Source organism: Mesorhizobium sp. M0040, from assembly GCF_040323505.1.
Lineage (GTDB): Bacteria > Pseudomonadota > Alphaproteobacteria > Rhizobiales > Rhizobiaceae > Mesorhizobium.
Genome location: NZ_JAMYVA010000045.1, coordinates 1 through 18,862 on the forward strand (window position 1 = coordinate 1; position 18,862 = coordinate 18,862).

Below are 18,862 nucleotides of genomic sequence, written 5' to 3' on the forward strand. Positions count from 1 at the left end.
CAGCTCCGCCTGATCGGGCGCTCCAAGTCGTGCCTCTCACAAGCCTCAAACCGGGGTCCCTTTTACGCGAAAATATGGGGTCCCGATTCCACGGTCATTGACACGCGCAGGATGTGCTGGCGGCCCGCGACGTCTTTGGCGCCTCACATTCTGCGCTCTACGGGGCCGATATCGGCGCGACCGCCAGGAGCGCTCGTGAGGCACTGCTAGGAACGGGTCCACATGACCTGCCGGTGGCGACCGGGGCCTACGAAGTTTCGCGAACGGCCCTCGCGCATATCGCGGATCTCGGCCTTCCCAGCAGCGCGGCGGCGCGCAATCTCGGAACGACGGCACGCGACATCGCACTGCTCGCTGCGGGAGGCGGGGTGTATGAGGTCGCGCTGCCATCGCATTCATTGCTTTCCGGTCGCTTCCTTCGGCCCGAACTCGACATGCTGTCGCAGATCGGCCGCACGCTTCAGGAGGACATCAAGGCGATCTACGGGCTGAGCGGGCCGGACCTGTTCGCATCCCTTCATGGCATTCAGCAGCCCTGGCTGGATGTACGGGACACGGCGAACTCGACGATGGGGTTCGCCAGGCTGCAAGGCATCGGCCATCTCATTGACCATACGCCGACCTTCGATGTGTCCGTCGCCTCGATCCTGCGCTCCGATCTGGGTGACTGGCGCGATCCGATCACTTGGCCGAGCGGGCTGGGCAGCGATGTCAGCCTTCGCGCCGGGCTGTATCTCGAGCGCGGGTTCAATCCCGCCCTCACCGAGTTCCCCGTCGAGGCGTTCGATGAGGGGCTCGAGGCGGCAGGGCTGCAGGATGATCGCCCCGCGCTCGTTATCGCGTACGGCGAGCTAGCGCCTGTCTCGGCCGATCCGGAGACCGAAACGGCGTTCGCGCGCAACAATCAGGTCCATGACTGGCTGCAGCGCTTCGAATCCCAGATCCGCCGATTCATCGATGATGCGATGACGCTGCTTTATGGCAGCGACTGGCCGCGCCACCGCTTGCCGAACGGCATGTATGACAAGTGGCTGGATAAGAAGCGCCGCGACAGCACCGGACGCGACTGGCCACTGATCAACTATGCCGATTTCACCGACTATGAGCTGCTAATCTGCCGCACCGACAACTGGCGAGGAATCTTCCACGCGCATTTCACCCGCCCCGAGCTGGTGCGCGAGTCGCTGCAGCGCTTGTACCCCACCCGCCTTGCGACGATGCACGCGCGGCCCCTGCTGCCGGAAGATGAGCTCTTCGCTTATGCGGAGATCAAGCGCCTTGTCGGCTGCTTCATCCTGAAGGGCACGGCGTAAGCGCTGCCGTTCGATCAAATGTCGGCCGAATGCATTGCGCAGGAATCTTTCGCAGGATTCTATGAGGAACAGGACGGCGAGCGGCGCCGGCCCTGCAGCATTGACGTCATCGCCGAGAACGGAGCAGCGCCCGCAGCGACAGCAGCTTGGCCAGGAGCTCGTCGAAGGTGATGACGGCGACCCCCGATAAGGTGCTGCGGAACAGCTCGAAGGATCGCTTCAGCTCGGGCGCGTCCGGAATCACGCCGACGACCAGCACGGCCTTGATGCCGTAGGATTCGAGACGGTGCTCGCAATTGAGGGACTGCAGCTGGAAGATCTGGCTTTGCAGCCTCTGGACCTGATCGAGCACCTGGGTGACGGCCCCTACCAACTCGAAAGACGGCCCATAGACTGCATCCCGGTACGAGCGCTTGCTCAGCAACGGGGTTGAGGGCGTCTTGATCTCGAGTACGGCCATGTTGTCGGTAAGCTGGTTGGCGAACAGGAAATCGGTGATCTTGTCGCCGGAGCCGTCCAGCTTCTTCCCCCCAACATGCGCCTGTCCCTGCAGGAAAAGCACCGGCACGCTGAAGGCCATGTCGAGGATGAACGGGTTTGCCTCGAACAGCGCCTGCCACCTGGCTTCGCTGAGGGATTTTGGCAAGTAGCTTTCGAGCTGGGCGATCAACTCGTCGAGCGAGGCCAGCTCGATCTCCTCATGCAGTTTCACGATCGCGCTACGCTGGGTCTTTAGCGAACTGCGCACGCTCGCCTGGGCGAGTTTTACGACCGCGCCGCGGTCGCGATCGGACAGTCGCGCATCGATGACAACCTCGCCGATCGCGTCGGCAACATCATCGGGGCTGCGGTCGATCGGCTTAGGTGGGAAGCGGGCTGCATCGAGCTTCGTGAGCAGGTTCACATAGGCCGATTGCTGTTTCTTCTTCAGCGACGACGTCTGCGCTTTCACATCCAGCCGGTTCGCGCCGCGGCGAAGTGCGTCGAAGAGGCTGTAGCTCATCTCGAAGGTGGAACCGCCTTCCGTCACCGCGACATCGAGATCGCGCTGTTCGGTCAGCCGCAAGGTCTTGACGCCCTCGATCTGAGCGAGGGCGCGCGGGATGAATCCGAGACGCCGTTCCAGCCCAAGCCCGTAGTTCGAGTCCTTGGTAAAGCCCGCCGGCACGCACTCCGCGAGATAGAGTTCGACATCCTCTACGGTGTTCGGGAGGACCTGGAAGGGCGTCTGATCGAAATCATCGACATCCTCGAAGATCCCGTTATCCGACAGCTCGATCGCAAGGATCGGGGAATGCTTGGGTCGCAGGAACCGGCTGGTCGGCATGGTATGGATCGGAAAGATGGTCGTCGTCTGGCTGCTGGTATCGAACCGAAGCAGCAGCCGGCGCGCCGTGGGATCATCTAGCCTGCCCGCCGCCGTGAGGCGAGCGTCCGATGGGCGGAAATAGACCTCGGCCAGCCCCGGACGGATGCGCTCGATCGACAGCGTTCCTTTGTCGTCCTCGCCGAACTGTGGTCCGAATGTTGTCATATCCTCCACCAGCAATGATGCGAAATCCTCTTTTCGCAAGAACATAATTGGACGCCGGACATATGTGTGCGAGTCTTGCGCGTATCAATCCGCGATGAAGCCTCTATGGCGCTCGATCACTATGTCTCGCAGGTACATCTTCGCAACTTCTACAGCGATGATGCGCGCGGCCGGCTGGTCGCGGTGCGCAAGGACGACCTCAAGCGTTTCTATCCCTGGTCGGAGGATGTATGCCGCATCGAGGATGGAAGCACCAACGCCTATCTCAACGAGCCGCGGGCGATCGAAGCGTTCCTGAAGCGGATCGAGCCGAACTATAACCGGGCACTCGCCGCTGTGCGGGAGCGGCGCATAGATGCCGAAGACGTCAATGTGGTCGCCGGATTCGTGGCCTATGTCGCGTCCTGCTCGCCGGCGGCGATGCGGCTGCATTCGGCGCCGATCACTGCCTCCACTGAAGCCGGAATGCAAATCCTCGACGCGCAGGGCCTGATGCCGCCGGCACCGAAGGAACTTGGCGAGCGCAGCATGAGTGAGCTGCTTGCGGATGGGGCAGTTACCATCAACATCGACGGGAAATACCCACAGGCGATCGGCATTTCGCAGATCGAGCAGCGAGTGCATGTGTTTGGCAATGCGCTATGGGACGTCATGCGAGCGGATCCCGGCGACGGCGCCTTCCTCACCAGTGATTTCCCGATCGCGCTTGGGGCCTCTTACGACAACCGCGTCGTCAGCAAGACCGTCACGCTCGCTCCGGATTTGGCGATCTGCATCCATCCGCAATTAAGCGAGCGGAGCAGAGAGCCGGACTTCACCTTCCCGTCCTTTCGCGCGAGGTTTCGCCGCCTGAAGCCCAGTGGGATCCGGGCGGTGAACCGCGAACTGGTGCGCAGCGCCGAGAATCTCGTGTTCGCAAGCCGCGATGAGCCATGGCTCACGCGCTTTGTCCGCCGCCACCGCGATTTCCGCGCCGATGCAGTCATTTCCACGCTGCCCATGCCGAACGGGGGAAGCATGATCGTCGCGCGACAGGCGATCGTTCCGTTCGCGCGTCCTGCGACGGTTTATGGCCTAGCACGCTGAACAGGGCCCCCTTCCTCGACCTCGCGCAGCCGCTTTATGTCGAAGCCATGATTCTGTCCTAATAGATTGAACCGCTACAGCAACGAAGTGATACAGGCGAGTCGATACTTCCAGCGCTCTCGCATGAGGAACGGTGAGAAATCTTAGTCGGAATCGTCAAAGCTCTTTGCGATACGAACGGATCTAACGATGCTACGGCGGAGTCGCATCACTTCTCAACGCAAACAATACACGAGCCTCGTCTTATCGCACAGGTGCGATTCAGCGGTTCGAGTGTTGAAGGATTAGATCATGGTCGCCAATGTCCCCATGATGGACGCACTGTCATCCTTGTTCGCCGCTGCGCGAGCGGGCGATATGTTTAGGTTGGACGAACTAGCTAAGCGTCAGGCGAAACTGTGCGCTCGGCTGGCGAAATTCAATCAGCGCCATGTCGTTGAAATCTTGGCGGGACTTCTTACCCAGCCAGAAAACCATGCAGCAACTTTACGCATCGAGGCTGTCATCCACCTCGCGGTCCTCCACTGCAAAGGCTCTGCGAAGCCCACGCTCCTGCAGATTAGGGAGTGGGTGAACGAGATTCTTCTTGCGGACGGCATAGGCGCTGGGGAAGACCCAGTCGAGGACGTGTTCAGTTCGGTAGTGCCGTCATCGTTCGGTAGCGCCACGATCCTCGAAGGAGCATGGCCGGATAATGGCTATCATCTGACGCGGATCATGGGTGCGCTGTTGCCGTTGCGCGAGGACGCCTGGGCGGGGGAGGCGATGCACTCCGTGATGTCACTGCTTCGACTGGGCAACGCAATGGCGCAGAAGGCCGGAGTGGCGCGCTACACCGTAGCGGACTCCCAGCCCGGCTCGCCGGTCAAAGTTGCACCCAGGAACGTCGAGGCAGGGGTGAAGGCTGTCACTTTCAACCTGCAAGAAATATTTGGGATGGGACTTATCGCCCGCGATATCGCGCCTTTCGTTGGCCACACGAATGACCTGGCCAATTTGGCAAGCGAGTCCCTGACCAATAGCTCGCTCGAACGGTTTCCACTGCTTAGACATGAAGACGGCTGGATGGTCATGCTTCCAACGGCAATAGGTGCGGCGGCGCGGCGCCTGATCCTGGACAGGGCGGCTGCCGCTGGCGCCTTCCCTAAGCTGCAGGCGGAGCTTAGGCGGGCCGAGTTGCAGGACTTGCGGGCGATACTGGCTGGAAACATGGGATTGTCCGGTCTCGCCATTCTGCCTCTTCCGGCCGAACCGAAGCTGATGGTCGTCAAGACGGAGTTCGACCTGGGCGGCCATGCATTGATCGTGCTCGTTGCCGATGAGCTTTCGGAGGCGATGGCGACCGGCCTCCAAGGAATGAACGACAAGGACCTGGATCGCGGCGCCTCGGCCGTCTCAAAGCTCGAAAAGCAGCTGGCGACCTCTCCCGACTATCGCCGGGGCTTGACGTTGATCGTCCATGGCGGCGTCGGGCGAGGCATCGCCATAGGGTTCGATGAAAGCCCTGCAGAATGGCACCGTGTCAGCATCGGGCTCGGCGATGCGCTTCGCATGAGTTGGGACGCAGATTTCGACGCCAAGCGCGTGTGGAAAATCCTCTCCCAGCAAGAACGGCTGCATGAGCGGGGATACGAGATCCATGGCGTCGGCGACTTCGTGAACCTTTACGGCTACCTCGAAACGCAGGGATTCGATCCCGTGCAGCCGGAGATATCCAAGGGGGCGTTGGCAATGTTGGCGACGGATTATGCGGCGGCGGTGCGCCATCGCATCCGCAGCGCACTGGACTACCATCTCGTCATCGATCCGACCGTTAGCCGGTTCGTAGAGGTGCAGCGGCGCTCCACGAGCTCGTACTTCAAGGAGATCAGCAATCTGCCGCTATACGTCGCGCCGCTCGAGGCGCTCAACGGCGAGTTCCTCGCGGTAGTGGAAACCCCTAGCCGCGCTTGGTGGGTCGAGCTGCTTATCGTCGATGGACCATACAGGGCGTTCTCTGCGAGGATCTGGGACGCGGCGCAGCGCTGGCTCGTACGGCTCGCTCCGAGGCTCGAGGAGCTCCTGCCCGGCCTGCCTGAACGGCCCATCCATTTCCGGCTAGAATTTCCTGAAATAGATCAGTTGACGGACGAGGCGATGATGGATGCAACTCCGCCAGAGCGCCCACAGTTCGAGCTGGTCAATGGCGTGATTGCCATTCGGTCTGGCGTCGCTTCACTGCGCGGCTATATGGACGCTACAAATATTGCGGAGAGGCAGCTGCTCGCCTCCATGGCGCTCGCGGGCTCGGAACTAGCCGGGACACCGCAAGACGCGGGGTGGGCGGACAGCCTCGCCACGGAGGTGACCCGTTCGGCCGATGCCCGTTTCGCGCATGCGATTCCGGCGAGAGATGCAACGGATATCGTCAGATCGTATCTGGACTTGCCGCCACCTCGTTTCGTCTGTGACGAGAACCGTGGTTGGGCTCATCTCGGACTGGCGTTCGACGCTGGAGCGAAGGCGGCAGGGAAGGTTCTTTCGAACGACGTCGGACCACTGCTTCGGACGGCGGTGGAGATGGTCTGGGAGCGGATCAAGGACAGGCTGGAGAAACTAGACCGGCGTTCGATCGTCCTCAGGGCGATGTTGAACCACGAGGCGATCGACAGGGATCGCCGGGAATGGCAGCAGACCGCCGCCGCCTTAAGGGCACTCCATCACGACCAGACGGATGTACTGGACGCGAGCAACACGGCCGAACTCAGAAGATCGGCTGCCGGCGTTGCGAGCCGTGCACTGGCCGAGATGGCGATCTGCACCTCACCGACGATGGGCGGCCGTTCGTGCACCGACATCGATCTCGATGACCTGATCGGCGAGGTCGCGGCGATGTTGGACTGTGCGGGTCAATGTGATGCCCATTTCTATGGGCTTGCCACTAGCCCACTCGGCGTTGCGCCGAACGGTGACTTCCAGTTCGACAGGGGCTTTGGGGAAATCACCCTGGTGCCCTACATGTTTGCCCAGGGCGACATCGCCTTCCACGAGGCCGCTGACTCATACGCAATGTCATTCGAGATTCCCGCTCCCGGCGCACCTCTGCCACCGGCGCCCGTGATCGATGCGGACCTAAAGATTGCGGTGAGGGCCGAGTTCGGGATGGATCTTGAACATCTCGTTGCAATCTCGCATGGCCTCGCCGAAACGGCGATTGACGCAGGACAAGCCTGTTTCTGCATGCGCAAGAGCGAGTTACTCGAATTCTTCCGCAAGATGGATGGCGCCGTTGACGCAGAGCGGGCGTTTGCCGCTCTCACGCTGGTGCCACGAGCGGAGTGGGGTGAACGAAATCCGAAAGGCGCGTTGGCGCGAGACTGGCAGCCTTGGCGAATGAACCGAAAGCTGTCGCTAACGCGGCGTCCGCTCATCCAAATCGACGAGGCCGACGACCCGGAAGTTCTTGTAGCCTCTGCGCTTGTCTCCAAGGTCATCTTTCGCCTTTTCAGTCTTGTCGACGGGCGGCTGGGTGCGGAGATGTTCGACACCAAGGAGGTTGATCGCTGGCTCGGCAAGATCGTCAACGAGCTTGGCCATGCCTTCAACCATTCCGTCGCGACGAAGCTGCAGGAAGTTGGTCTTAATGCAGAACCCGACCAACTGATGACGCTGTTTGGTGGTAAGAAGGAACTGGGCGACGTCGACGTGCTGGCCTGGGACAAAAACACCGGGGCAGTCTGGGCCATCGAATGCAAAAGGCTGCTTCTCGATCGGACAATCGGTGAGATTGGTGAGCGCCTCCTCGACTACACGACCAAGGGCAACCGCCACAAGAAACGCACTCCGATCCAGAAGCACCTCGATCGTGTCAACTTCCTCAGAGCCAACCGTTCGGCCGTAGCGGCGATAACCAAAATACCTGTCGCAGACATCAAGTTGAAAGCCGCACTTGTGACCGACGGGATCGTACCCATGCAGTTCACCAAGACGATGTCGACCTTGGTGGACCGAACGTGCACTTTCCGCGACCTCGCCAAGCAGTTTGGTTCGTCGTGAGGCGACGGCAGCCGAGGCGAGACAATGTCTCAGTGGATGGAAGCGCCTACTCCGCCGCACCACGGGTATGGGGTTCCTGACCCCTTTGGGTCAACATGCGGCCATCCTCGGCAAGAAGATTGGCCGCAAGGGCTCGAAAACTTACCACGCGAACTTCGCCCAATGATACAGAGTTAGAATGGCACCTTAGCGCCGAGCTTTGCCAGAACCGGACAGTCAGCAGACGGCCCCCTTCCGGTCATTCACAAGCTGGCCAATAGCCTAAGTGAGCCAGTGCTGGCTAAGTCGAAAACACATAGGCCGCCACTACATGTTCGCCTTTTGTGCTTCGAAAGTCGCATAAAAAGGCAGTGTGGAACTCAACGGCGGCTCATTGGTTTTGCGGGTTCAGCTCGTGGAAAAGGTCCGTCGGCCTTCCGTGAATGCGGGTTTCCGCATCGCCTACCTCGATTTGGTCGATGACTGCCGGACAGGCGAGGCGGAGCCGTATCTCGCCCGAGAGCACATTCGCGCGCATGATTTCGACGAACGCGCCTATCTTTTCATCCGCAGTGAGAAACCTGCGTTTGACGGATGCAGTGGTGCTACGCTTGTGGAGCCCGGGGCGTCTCTATGCGGCAATCCTTCATCGTGAGCCGATGCTATTGTGCAAGTTTCGCAGCACTGCGGGTGGCGATATCGCCCAAGACAGCATGAAGAAGCGTTCCAACTTCCTGTTCGGCGACCCCGGGTGCAATTCCTGATTCGGACAGTTGAACGAGAATTGCCTTGGCGGTGTTGCGCCAGAAGGCGTTCGCGTCCTTCCCGTTCTTGGATTCCAGGACCCGGGCGATCCCTTCGACCAACTTCCGCCGCCGATGCAGCGGAAACGCGCTTATGTTTGAATCACACATCGATCACCTCACCCCTTCAGTCGCGCGAATAAGCATTGGCGGGTGAGAAAATTTGGTTAACAGCGCTTTTGGACAATGGTCAGCAATGGAATAAAGCGTCTACCCAACAAGCCAAGAGGTGTGCCACGTGTTGATGATCGGCGCGTGCTGAACGGCATCTTCTGGGTGCTGCGCTCCGGTGCTCCATGGCGCGACCTGCCTCAACGCTATGGCCCGCGCACCACCTGTTGCAACCGCTTCGTCCGATGGCGAAAAGCAGGTGTGTGGCTGCGCAGTAACGAGTCTACGGCCTAAGGTTTGCGGAGCCTCACGCCGGCGCGGCTGCCGTTCTCCGGGATGAACTCGACGCCGGCGGCCTAGAGGGCGATGCGCAAGGCAGCAACGGTTCGCTCTTGTGTGGAGCCCTGTCGGGCCGCGACATCTACTTAATGTCTATTTTAGACAGTCGCCGCGACCATCATTGATAACAGGTCAGGGTCGCGGGATGCCGAGCCGCTTGAAATACCGGGTTACGTCCGGATGCTCGCGATCGTCCCGCCTCAACCGCGCAAGCGCGTCATCATCGCCGGCGAGCGCCATAGCCAAACCGGGAGCGCTTATTCTCCACGGAGCACCGGGCATTGTCTGGTTGTGAAGACGGTGCTTGATCACCAGCCGCCTGAGTGTGTCTTCGCTTACGTTGTAGTCGTACCTGAACAGATCAATGGCCCTCTGGACCGTGATCGCCTCTGCCCGTGGGATCTAGAGCGGCCGAAGCCGTTCGCCTGTTGCCGGCGCTGTTTTGACACGGCGCGCATTGGTCATTCGGCCCATCGCGCTTTTCTGCGGCCCGCCGTTTCGCCCGACATCAGGGAACGATATCGCCCCCCATGTATTAGAAACCCATGGACACTATGGAACCCCACGGCCACGGGATGGCGGCCGATCTTTTGACATCGGAAGTTGCCAATGCCAGGCAGCGCATCCACCAGACCGAGCTCGCGCTTCAACGCACTGAAGAAATGCTGGCCGAAAATCTCGCGCTGTGCAGCAGGATACGAACTGCGGTCGAGGCCGCAGACCGCTTGATGGAGATCGATCCCCCAGCTTTGAACGACGTCGCGCGGGTTGAACTGGGCCGGCGTTTCATTTTCGCGGCCTTGCGGCACCGTCCCGCAAGAGCCTGCCCTACATCACAGCGTGAGCAAACATCGGACAGAAGCATTCCAACATTCACGATGTGCAACACCGACGCTAGATCGACACGAATCTTCAGTTCAAAGAGCGAGGATTAATGCTGCGGCAAACGAAGGGGGCAGGGGGGTCTTCGCGCGAGCCAGTTATCCGATCTCCCGCTCAGAAATTTCTACCAAATATTCCGACCTCCTGATGGAACCCATTCGTTGCGGGCGAGTTGCGGCTCATTGGGACGGACTTCCCGAATATGACAACGGGCAACAAAGCAGACCATCAGTCTGTCTCCGAAGCGTTTCGGAAACTGATCCGTTCCGAAGGCTATCGTCATCACGTACAAACGTTCTTAAATCTGGAGATCGAACCAGACCTGCCGCCAACCCTACAGTCATTACTTGCGGCTATTGATGGGGCCAAACAGGGGCCGACGGAAGAAGGTCCCTAGCCGGCTGGCTGAGCGCCAAAGCGGAAGAGTACAGAGGCTCGCTCCGTACTTGTTTCTCTGGTTCCCGCTCAGAAATTCCGGCAAACATTTCTTCTTGATTTTTCCCGACAGAGGATCATGAATGTCCCCTTGGGTTCTCGCTGAGGTGGGAGGCCTTGTATGAACGTTTGGACGAACTGCCGACCCGACAAAGTGACTGCCAAACACCTTGTTCACGAGCTGATCCTACAAGCCCGTCGCGGCCAAATCATCTCCGTCAAAGAGACTATCGCAGCGGTGCGCCGAGACGGGCCACATCTGGCGGAAACTGACTGCGAGCTGGTGGAGTTTATTGTCAATGTTGCCCCAGCCTTTGGCCTGTTCGTCGGGTTCGATCTTCGCGAATAACCTCATGGCAACCCATTGGTTCTCGCCTGCGGTGTACGTCAGGACAGACCGACCTGGGATTGTGGGAGAAAGGCGGCTCGAGGCGCGTCAATAGGATCGAGGAGGAGCATGAGGGTCTTCGCGAGCTGGTGTCCGATTCCCACCACAGAAATTCTACAAACATTCCTGACTGTCGCGGCCTAGCACCGTGCCAATTTGTACGATTCGTACATGGCGTTGATGTCCGTCAGGAAGTGAGTAGATTCCCCTTCGGCGTGTCCCTGGGGAGGGCTGGATGAGCGTCGCGCAAAGGGTCGGTCCGCTTCTAGAGCAAGCAATCACTGTACTCCTCAACAGGGCGGACCGTCGCGATACGGTCTCGATCAAAGCGGCACTACGCGAAGCGCGGGAGGCTGCGCCTTATTTGGTGGCCTCCGACGAAGAACTAACCGAGGCAATCGTCGAGGCAGCAACTGCCATGGGCCTCTGCGTGGCTTTCGACGCCCAGGAGTAGCTGTCAGCCAACTTCAGTCACTGTGGCATCGCAACGGAAGCGCGCCGTCCTGCGTCATTTTCAATAGTCAGAGGTAATCCGCAATTACCGTCGCAAGCTGCTAAATCTGCCTGTAGAACTGTAGAAGGGAAGCTCCCGGCTGAGCAAAGGTATTTGCTGGAGAAACTTGATCGGGCCGACAAAGAGTGACGTATGGCTCTCCACTGGTTCAACCCTCCGGTCCCGGTCAAGACCGAGCGTCCCGGGATCATCCACAATGTCAACAACGCCGAGACAGCCGGCGAGGAGCTGATGAAGTGGACCAAGCGTGGCCCTTGCTGGGACCTCGCGGTGCGCGTTTGCATGGCTGTGATTTTCGACGAGATGGAACCTGAGGAGGCCCGCAAGGCATTCCTGGCTGCTGCAAAAGAGGAGGGGACATTACTCCCCCAATGAGAACTAGCTAAATTGGATGCGGTATAAGGTTCTAGGTGTCTATTACCAACACCGCCTTCGCGAAAGGAGCCCGCCGCCGGTGAGGGAGAGGCGACGGACCCCCCACAGCGGCTGCACATCCACGAAGAATCCCGCTGCCACCTCTAAACCCGCGAGGGCCTACATCGTTCCCTTAGCTGCGGCTAAAGCGGGGTTGGTCGGCGGGCTCTTGCCGCTCTAAGTTCCCCCTTATGGGTCCTCTCTGGTTCTCTCCACCGGTCTACGTGAAGACGAAACGTCCGGGCATTCGCAATGGGGTCAGCCACGTCGAGGGAGCCGCCGAGGAACTCATGGGGTGGGACACAAACGGCCCGAAGTGGACCAAGGCGGTCCAATCCTGCGTCGATGCGTTCGAGGGCAGAGCCTCCCCCCAAGAGGTCCGTGAAGCCTTTGAGGCGGCTGCCAAGGAGGCCAACATGTATCTCTCCCCTGAGTAGGAGGTATCATGGCAACCCATTGGTTCGTCCCTCCGGTGTTCGTGAAGACTGAAACCGGCGTCAGGCATGGCTGCAACAATGCGAGGGTAGCCCTTGAGCAGCTCAAGACGTGGACCCGGCGAGGGCCTCGCTGGCACAAGGCGGCGACCCTCTGCCTGTCAGATCTGGAGGGCGATCCGATTGACCCTCAGGTCGTCCGAAAGGCCTTTGAGGCTGCCGCCAAGGAAGCCAAGATGTATCTCTCCCCTGAGTAGGAGGTGTTGTGGCAACCCATTGGTTCTCCTCTCCGGTGTACGTCAAGACTGACCGACCTGGGGTCACCTACGGGTGCAACAATGTCGAGGGTGCCGCCGAGGAACTCATGAAGTGGACCAAGATGGGACCTAAGTGGAGGAAGGCTGTGCAACTGTGCGCCGACGCCCTTCAGGACCGTGTGACTCCGGAAGAGGTCCGTCAGGCTTTCGAGGCTGCTGCCAAGGAGGAGAGGGTGCTGCGTGAGTAGCAGGCCGGTGCCCATGGCTATGTTGGGAAGGACCCGTTAGGCTGTCTAATGCTGACCAAGTCCGCGCTGCTCGAAATAGACCCGGATACGAGAGCATTCACTCTGGTCGGCGCATTCATGGGCATTTTGCACTTCTTGAAACTGGCATCGGAGCTGCTCTGGGCGAGGTACTTGGCCTCAATGGGGCACGTCGAGTAATCATCAATCGTAACATGGGGTTCGACGAGAAGATCAAACCGTACCCACAGGGGACCGGAACCGGAATGTCAGGCTTCTAAAGCCGATGCCAGAAACCGGATACGCTGTGGCGGCATTTGAGGGCACGTTCCTGCTCTTGATTATTGCCTGTGAGCTGTGCGCGAAAATCGGGAATGGAAGGGCCGGAGGCAGGAAGCACGGCCTCAGGCCGAGGCGATAATCAAGCGGGTCGGCAATGATCGCGAAAGCTCAACTCGGCCGACAGCGAAACTAAAGAAGTAGTCGCGCGTTGGACGGCGGATAACGCTGTTTCGTCTCTGAGCATGGTTTAAGTCAGAGTGGTCAAGCCAACATCGCATAAGGCAATCAATGCGTCGAGCGCTAGTCAAGCGAAGTCGCCCGCTCGTGACGAGGTCACTTTAGCGACGCCCGCTTTCCGGCCGGTCCAACTCGCAACGCTCGTGGACACGGTCCCTGCCGGCGATCGTTGGATCCATGAAATGAAATACGACGGCTATCGTATTCTCGTTGCCGTCGGCGGTGGCGAGGCGCGAGCCTACACACGATCTGGTCTGGACTGGTCTAGCCGTTTTCCCTCGGTCCTCTCCGAGGCTCGCAACCTCAAGGTGCGCTCCGCCCTGATTGACGGCGAGGCCGTGGTTGTCGATGCGGAAGGAAGATCTAACTTCCAGGCGCTTCAGAATGCATTGAAGGGTGCCCCGGCGACTATCGACTTTTATGCGTTCGATCTGCTGCAGCTCGACGGCGAAGATCTGACAAGGCTTCCTCTTGTTGAGCGCAAGGCGAAGCTGGAGGCGATCTTGCCTGCGAAAAATCCGGTCCTTCGTTACTCCGACCATATCCTCGGCCGCGGAGAAGAGCTGCTTGATCGCTTCTGCGCTGCCGGCCTTGAGGGCGTCATCTCAAAGCTCGCGGATTCGAATTATGTGGCGGGCCGCGGCGCAAGCTGGCTGAAGATCAAATGCATCAGGCGGCAGGAATTTGTGATTGTCGGCTGGACGCCGTCCGACAAGGTCCGCGCGTTTCGGTCCTTGATCCTTGGCGTTCATGACGGCGGCAAGCTGCGTTACGCCGGGAAAGTCGGCACCGGCTTCGATACCGCTGAACTTCTTCGTCTCTTGAAGATCATGGCGCCTCTCGAGCAGAAGGCCGCCACCGTCGACGCACCACGCGCCGAAGTGCGCGGCGCACACTGGCTCCGTCCGAAACTGGTCGCTGAGATTGCCTTCACCGAAATGACAAATGAAGGGACGTTACGACATCCGAGCTATCTTGGTCTCCGTGAAGACAAGAAGCCGGAGGCGGTCGTGCTCGAGACGGAACGTCATGCAGCCGATCTCGCCGCGTCTGGGACAACCACCAACGCCATAAGTAACCGTGACCGCGTCATCTATCCGGAGTCCAACATCACCAAGGGACAGCTCGCCGACCATTACGCAGCGGTCGCGGCGATCATGCTTCCTTGGGTTGGCAGCCGGCCGATCAGTCTGGTTCGATGCCCACAGGGCCGCGCGAAGAAGTGCTTCTTCCAGAAACACGACGCCGGCAGCTTTGGCGACAAAGTCCACCACGTCGGCATCACAGAGAAAGACGGGCACGAGGAACCATATCTCTATGTCGACGATGCCGACGGACTGATGACTTGCGTCCAGATGGGAACGATCGAGCTGCATGGATGGGGGGCTCGGATCGAGGATGTCGAAAAGGCCGACCGCCTCGTGTTCGACCTCGACCCCGATGAAGGCCTCGATTTTGAGGCCGTCCGCGCCGCTGCCTTTCAGTTCCGCGCTATCTTTAAATCGCTGGGACTTACGACTTTCCCGATGCTGACGGGAGGCAAAGGAGTGCACGTCATCGCGCCGCTCACCCCTGGCGCCGAGTGGCCACAGGTTAAGGACTTCGCGTCTCGCCTGGCGCAGGCGGTCGCCCGGAGCGATCCGGCCCATTTCACGGCCGTGTTGTCAAAGGCGCGCCGCAAGGGTCGCATCTTTGTGGACTATCTACGCAATCAGCGCGGGGCGACCGCGATCATGCCTTACAGCGCGAGATCACGTCCGGGCGCTCCTGTCGCGGCACCGATCACGTGGGCGGAGATGAAGACAATAGACGCGCCCTCTCATTTCCACGTGGGCGATGCTCCTGAATTAAAGAAACGCGCAGTCTCCAAAACTCTGGCTGGATGGGGTCGCGCTGACCAATCCTTGCCCAATCTGTAGCGTCCGACGCGGGAAGAGGCAGTAAAGCCGGGATTCAAAGGGCAACGCGGCGCTCATGGCCTTGCCTGATTGGAACCTGCGGAGATCGGCCTCGTTTGGCTGAAGCCATGGCAAAAATCGATCCGAGGACCGCCGCCAGTCTTTTGAGGGAATACGCGCAACGGGCGTCCATGCGCGGCGACAATCCCTATCGCATAAAGGCATACTTGCGCGCGGCAGACAGTCTGACGGCGCTGTCGCAGCCGCTTGATCGGATCATCGCCGCCGGCGCCCTCACCAAGATCCCGGGGATCGGTGACGCGATCGCCGACATCGTGACCAAGCTTTACCAAACCGGCACGCACCCAAGCCTTGAGAAGCTACGCGAGGATGTTCCAGCGGGCGTGATGGAGCTGTTTGCCATACCCGGCCTTCGTCCCGATAAGATACTGAAGCTTCATCAGGCGCTCGGCGTGAACTCGCTGGCGGAGCTCGAGGCCGCAGCAAAAGAAGACCGGATACGTCCAGTCAAGGGCCTCGGCGCCGCGCTTCAGACAAAGCTCCTGCAGAACCTGGCCATCGTGCGAAGCGGCGAAACGCAACTTCACCTGCACAAGGCCGCCGCTCTTCTCGAACATGCGGTCAAATCGGTAAAGCAACAGCATCCAGAGTTTTCGCGCGTGGAAATTGCAGGTGACTTCCGACGCGGTTGCGAGCTCGTTTCCGACTTCGCCCTGGTAGCGCAGGCCAGAAAGTCGACTGGAATCGAGGATATGGCCCTCAGGCTTGTTGTCACGGACAGGAAGCACTTTGGCGCGAGCCTGCTCGAGGCAACCGGTTCGGCAGACCACCTTGAGCAACTGAAGACGTTCGCGGCCGACAAGGGGTTCACCCTAGACGCCGACGGGCTTCATCGCGGGAGAAAGCTGATCGCGTCAGCGACAGAAGAAGAAATCTACCAAGCTCTAGACTTGCAGTTTATCGAGCCTGAATTGCGCGAAGGCAGCGACGAGATTGAGCGAGCGGCAAAGCAGAAGCTACCCGCCCTCATTCGGGATGAAGATCTGCATGGCATCCTGCATTCTCACACGACCGCATCCGATGGCACCGAAACGCTTGAGGCAATGGCTGAAGCCACGCGCAAGCGCGGTTTCGACTACTATGGTGTCGCCGATCATTCGCAGTCCGCTCACTACGCAGGCGGGCTTTCGTTGCAGGAGATTGCTGAACAGCACCGCGAAGCTGACCGGCTGAACAAGGCATACAATGGAAAATTTCGCATACTGAAGGGCATCGAGGCGGACATCCTGGCGGATGGCTCGCTCGATTACCCGAATGATATCTTGGAGACGTTCGATTTCGTCGTCGCGAGCGTGCACAGCCGCTTCAAGTTGCCCAAGAAGGAACAGACGGAGCGTATCATTGAGGCGATCGGAAATCCTCGGACGACAATCATCGGGCACATGACCGGTCGCCAGCTGTTGCGCCGGCCCGGTTATGATCTCGACGTCGACAAAGTCCTCAAAGCGTGTGCGAAACACGGCGTCGCTGTCGAAATCAACGCACATCCTTGGCGACTCGACCTCGATTGGCGCTGGCATCAAAAGGCACTCGATCAGGGCTGCATCTTCAGCATCAATCCGGACGCTCATTCGATCCGCGAGCTCGACCACATGCATTGGGGTGTCGAGATGGCGCGCAAGGGCGGTGTTCCTGCGAAGCGGGTCCTGAACGCGATGCGTTTGACGGCTCTCCTTGCGCATCTCGCACGGCGCAGCCAAACGGCCTAACCTGCTTGTGCGCCCGGCCTATCAGTGCAGGAGTCCGTCCTTCTCAAAATCTTCCCAGCCGCGCAAACTGGAGTGCGAGTTCTCATCGTGGCCATAGCCACCTGAAGCTGCAGTTTCGCGACCGCTTCTTTGAGCACGTTTCATAGCGGCCTTCCCCGCGGCTCGCCGCCTATTCTCTGCAGCTGTCGCTGCGTCCTGTTCGCGCCAGACCGTTACCAGGTCGCGGTCAAGCACATCCTCCACGTGCTGCGGGTCGAACACGTGAAAGGTGATGTTCCTTGCCCGCCCGCGGAGTTTCACCGTTTTCGTCCCGGCGCTCTGCAAGCGACCATCTTTCAGCCAGCGGTGCCGTTCGGCCGTCGAGATCGTCAGAATGTCCTCGATTTCACGGGGGATTACGGGCAGGTCTTCGATATTCTGCAGTGCTTTGGATACGATCCCGAATACCACCTGCACATCATTCTCGGCGCCCTGAGACACGCGCAGGGTAAGCACGCGGGACTCGATATGGAGCAGTTTCCTGAAGTCCGTTGGAAGGCGGGCGCGTATTTCGAGAAAAATACCCCTCGCTCTGACGGACGATCCAACCGTTGCAGCCGGGGTTAAAGGCCACTCTCCAATCAGCTTCGCTGTTGCATTGATTTTACGGCGCGTGGACATGCCCCTTTATATAGGTCCCCGATAGTCGGCAGCGATGAGCCGATCGCAAAGCCAACAGAGTTCTAATCCGCCAGCGGTCTGAACCACGATGCCCAAAGGCGCAACCACGATTGTGAGCGGGGCCGTTTGCAACTTCGGCTAACAGGAAACGGCAGAGTTGATCTCGAAGTGCGATATCAGGCGCGTCGCCGCCTGGCGGCTTTTTGGGGGCCGTTTGCTGTCCGTCCGGTTATTGCCGAGGGACCAGTTAAAGCCGCCGTTCGGCTCACGACCTCTTCGCGGAATACAAGGCAAGTTCAGATCCCGCGGAAGCCGACATTGAACTGCCTCTCCGTTTACACGTTTGGCAAATGTTGCGAATGGAGGGAGTTGCATGTTTTGAAGGTTTCTCGCTGGAGCAGATCAAACTTCCGGAAGCGACGCTCAGAGTGCGGGTTGGTGGAAGGGGCCACCGCTTCCTGATGCTGCACGGTCATCCTCGCACCCATGCCACTTGGCATCGCGTGGCGCCGATTTTGGCTGAGGAATACACCGTAATTTGCCCTGGTCTTCGGTGCTCGCCCTTGCGGTGTGTCGCAACACAATCAGCGCGTCCGGTTTGCCGTGAACAGATCTTGCTGATGCACCAGTTCGTCCGCGACGGGCTGACGGAGGCGGCGTGTGCCATTCGGGTGGATGGCCGAAAATAACCCCACCTCTGCATGACGCGAATTGTCCCAGCCCGGGTAGGCCGTTATCGGGTACAGGCAAATACCCTCGGATCGATGCTCCGACACCCATAGCGGCACGCACCTCGTCGCGGCATACATAGTGGAGCCAAGCCGGCCCGCCGGATCCCTCTGAGCCGGTCTGGGCAATGAACATCGGCTTACCGTACCGATGAGCAACCTCGAGCAACATTTCCGACAAAGCGCGGTACTCATGGTGTCCCATCGATATCGTCGGCCCGTTTATTTACCATTGATTGTGCGGCTAGAAATTCAGGCCCACGACATCGACAACATCTTCGCTCCCGCCCAACTCAGGTTCGACGCGGCCCAGCAACATGTCGTAAGCTTCGAACTGCCCCTGACGGGCGTTTTCGGCCCGACCCCGTTCGCTGCGGGTCCGGTCACGAGGAGCGATTTGGATAAGGGGCTCGGCCCAGACAAATCTGCAGGCGGGGTCGATCTCCCGCATTGCACGAACACCCGCGATGGCAGCCTTCACGAGATGCCGCTTGAACC

Annotated in this window: 16 protein-coding genes and 1 pseudogene; 14 read left to right on the plus strand and 3 right to left on the minus strand. The window is 59.7% G+C overall.

Going from position 1 to position 18,862, the window contains the following annotated elements:
• Positions 1-113 precede the first annotated feature (113 nt).
• Positions 114-1,313, plus strand: coding sequence for a hypothetical protein (locus tag NKJ91_RS26665; RefSeq protein WP_352457904.1), 1,200 nt, complete (start codon positions 114-116; stop codon positions 1,311-1,313).
• Between the two features lie 106 nt (positions 1,314-1,419).
• Here the strand turns inward: NKJ91_RS26665 and NKJ91_RS26670 are convergent, their stop codons facing one another.
• Complete coding sequence (locus NKJ91_RS26670) at positions 1,420-2,847, minus strand: Shedu immune nuclease family protein (protein WP_352457905.1); 1,428 nt, start codon at positions 2,845-2,847, stop codon at positions 1,420-1,422.
• 105 nt (positions 2,848-2,952) lie between these two features.
• Here NKJ91_RS26670 and NKJ91_RS26675 point away from each other — a divergent pair, with 105 nt between their 5' ends.
• The 3 genes from NKJ91_RS26675 to NKJ91_RS26685 all read left to right on the plus strand — a co-directional run bounded on the left by NKJ91_RS26675 (position 2,953) and on the right by NKJ91_RS26685 (position 8,602).
• Positions 2,953-3,933, plus strand: a complete 981-nt coding sequence (locus NKJ91_RS26675; RefSeq protein WP_352457906.1) for a DUF4238 domain-containing protein — start codon at positions 2,953-2,955, stop codon at positions 3,931-3,933.
• 291 nt (positions 3,934-4,224) lie between these two features.
• A complete protein-coding gene (locus tag NKJ91_RS26680) occupies positions 4,225-7,968 on the plus strand; it encodes an anti-phage protein Upx-like protein (RefSeq protein WP_352457907.1) in 3,744 nt (1,247 codons plus the stop codon).
• Between the two features lie 352 nt (positions 7,969-8,320).
• Positions 8,321-8,602 carry a hypothetical protein gene (locus tag NKJ91_RS26685; protein WP_352457908.1) on the plus strand — a complete coding sequence of 94 codons (282 nt, stop codon included), beginning with the start codon at positions 8,321-8,323 and terminating at the stop codon, positions 8,600-8,602.
• Between the two features lie 7 nt (positions 8,603-8,609).
• Here the strand turns inward: NKJ91_RS26685 and NKJ91_RS26690 are convergent, their stop codons facing one another.
• On the minus strand, positions 8,610-8,861 hold the full coding sequence (locus NKJ91_RS26690) for a DUF6074 family protein (protein ID WP_352457909.1): 252 nt from the start codon (positions 8,859-8,861) through the stop codon (positions 8,610-8,612).
• Between the two features lie 75 nt (positions 8,862-8,936).
• Here NKJ91_RS26690 and NKJ91_RS26695 point away from each other — a divergent pair.
• The 10 genes and pseudogenes from NKJ91_RS26695 to NKJ91_RS26740 form a co-directional block, all read left to right on the plus strand.
• A pseudogene (locus tag NKJ91_RS26695) lies at positions 8,937-9,134 on the plus strand (transposase); the annotation flags it as partial.
• A gap of 641 nt (positions 9,135-9,775) precedes the next feature.
• Positions 9,776-10,135, plus strand: a complete 360-nt coding sequence (locus NKJ91_RS26700; protein WP_352457910.1) for a hypothetical protein — start codon at positions 9,776-9,778, stop codon at positions 10,133-10,135.
• 503 nt (positions 10,136-10,638) lie between these two features.
• Positions 10,639-10,866, plus strand: coding sequence for a hypothetical protein (locus tag NKJ91_RS26705; protein ID WP_352457911.1), 228 nt, complete (start codon positions 10,639-10,641; stop codon positions 10,864-10,866).
• 274 nt (positions 10,867-11,140) lie between these two features.
• On the plus strand, positions 11,141-11,359 hold the full coding sequence (locus NKJ91_RS26710) for a hypothetical protein (protein WP_352457912.1): 219 nt from the start codon (positions 11,141-11,143) through the stop codon (positions 11,357-11,359).
• A 192-nt stretch (positions 11,360-11,551) separates the two neighbouring features.
• A complete protein-coding gene (locus tag NKJ91_RS26715) occupies positions 11,552-11,794 on the plus strand; it encodes a DUF982 domain-containing protein (RefSeq protein ID WP_352450353.1) in 243 nt (80 codons plus the stop codon).
• 230 nt (positions 11,795-12,024) lie between these two features.
• Positions 12,025-12,270, plus strand: coding sequence for a DUF982 domain-containing protein (locus NKJ91_RS26720; protein ID WP_352457913.1), 246 nt, complete (start codon positions 12,025-12,027; stop codon positions 12,268-12,270).
• Positions 12,271-12,278: 8 nt separating this feature from the next.
• Positions 12,279-12,524 carry a DUF982 domain-containing protein gene (locus NKJ91_RS26725; RefSeq protein WP_352457914.1) on the plus strand — a complete coding sequence of 82 codons (246 nt, stop codon included), beginning with the start codon at positions 12,279-12,281 and terminating at the stop codon, positions 12,522-12,524.
• Positions 12,525-12,559: 35 nt separating this feature from the next.
• A complete protein-coding gene (locus NKJ91_RS26730; RefSeq protein WP_352457942.1) occupies positions 12,560-12,772 on the plus strand; it encodes a DUF982 domain-containing protein in 213 nt (70 codons plus the stop codon).
• 536 nt (positions 12,773-13,308) lie between these two features.
• The gene (ligD, locus tag NKJ91_RS26735) at positions 13,309-15,207 is read left to right on the plus strand and encodes a DNA ligase D (protein WP_352457915.1); all 1,899 of its coding nucleotides are present in this window, start codon (positions 13,309-13,311) and stop codon (positions 15,205-15,207) included.
• A 107-nt stretch (positions 15,208-15,314) separates the two neighbouring features.
• The gene (locus NKJ91_RS26740) at positions 15,315-16,976 is read left to right on the plus strand and encodes a DNA polymerase/3'-5' exonuclease PolX (protein ID WP_352457943.1); all 1,662 of its coding nucleotides are present in this window, start codon (positions 15,315-15,317) and stop codon (positions 16,974-16,976) included.
• Between the two features lie 21 nt (positions 16,977-16,997).
• On the opposite strand, the gene NKJ91_RS26745 is transcribed toward NKJ91_RS26740, so the two are convergent.
• Positions 16,998-17,636 (minus strand): hypothetical protein, encoded by a 639-nt coding sequence (locus NKJ91_RS26745; RefSeq protein ID WP_352457916.1) that lies wholly within the window; start codon positions 17,634-17,636, stop codon positions 16,998-17,000.
• Positions 17,637-18,862: the final 1,226 nt, after the last annotated feature.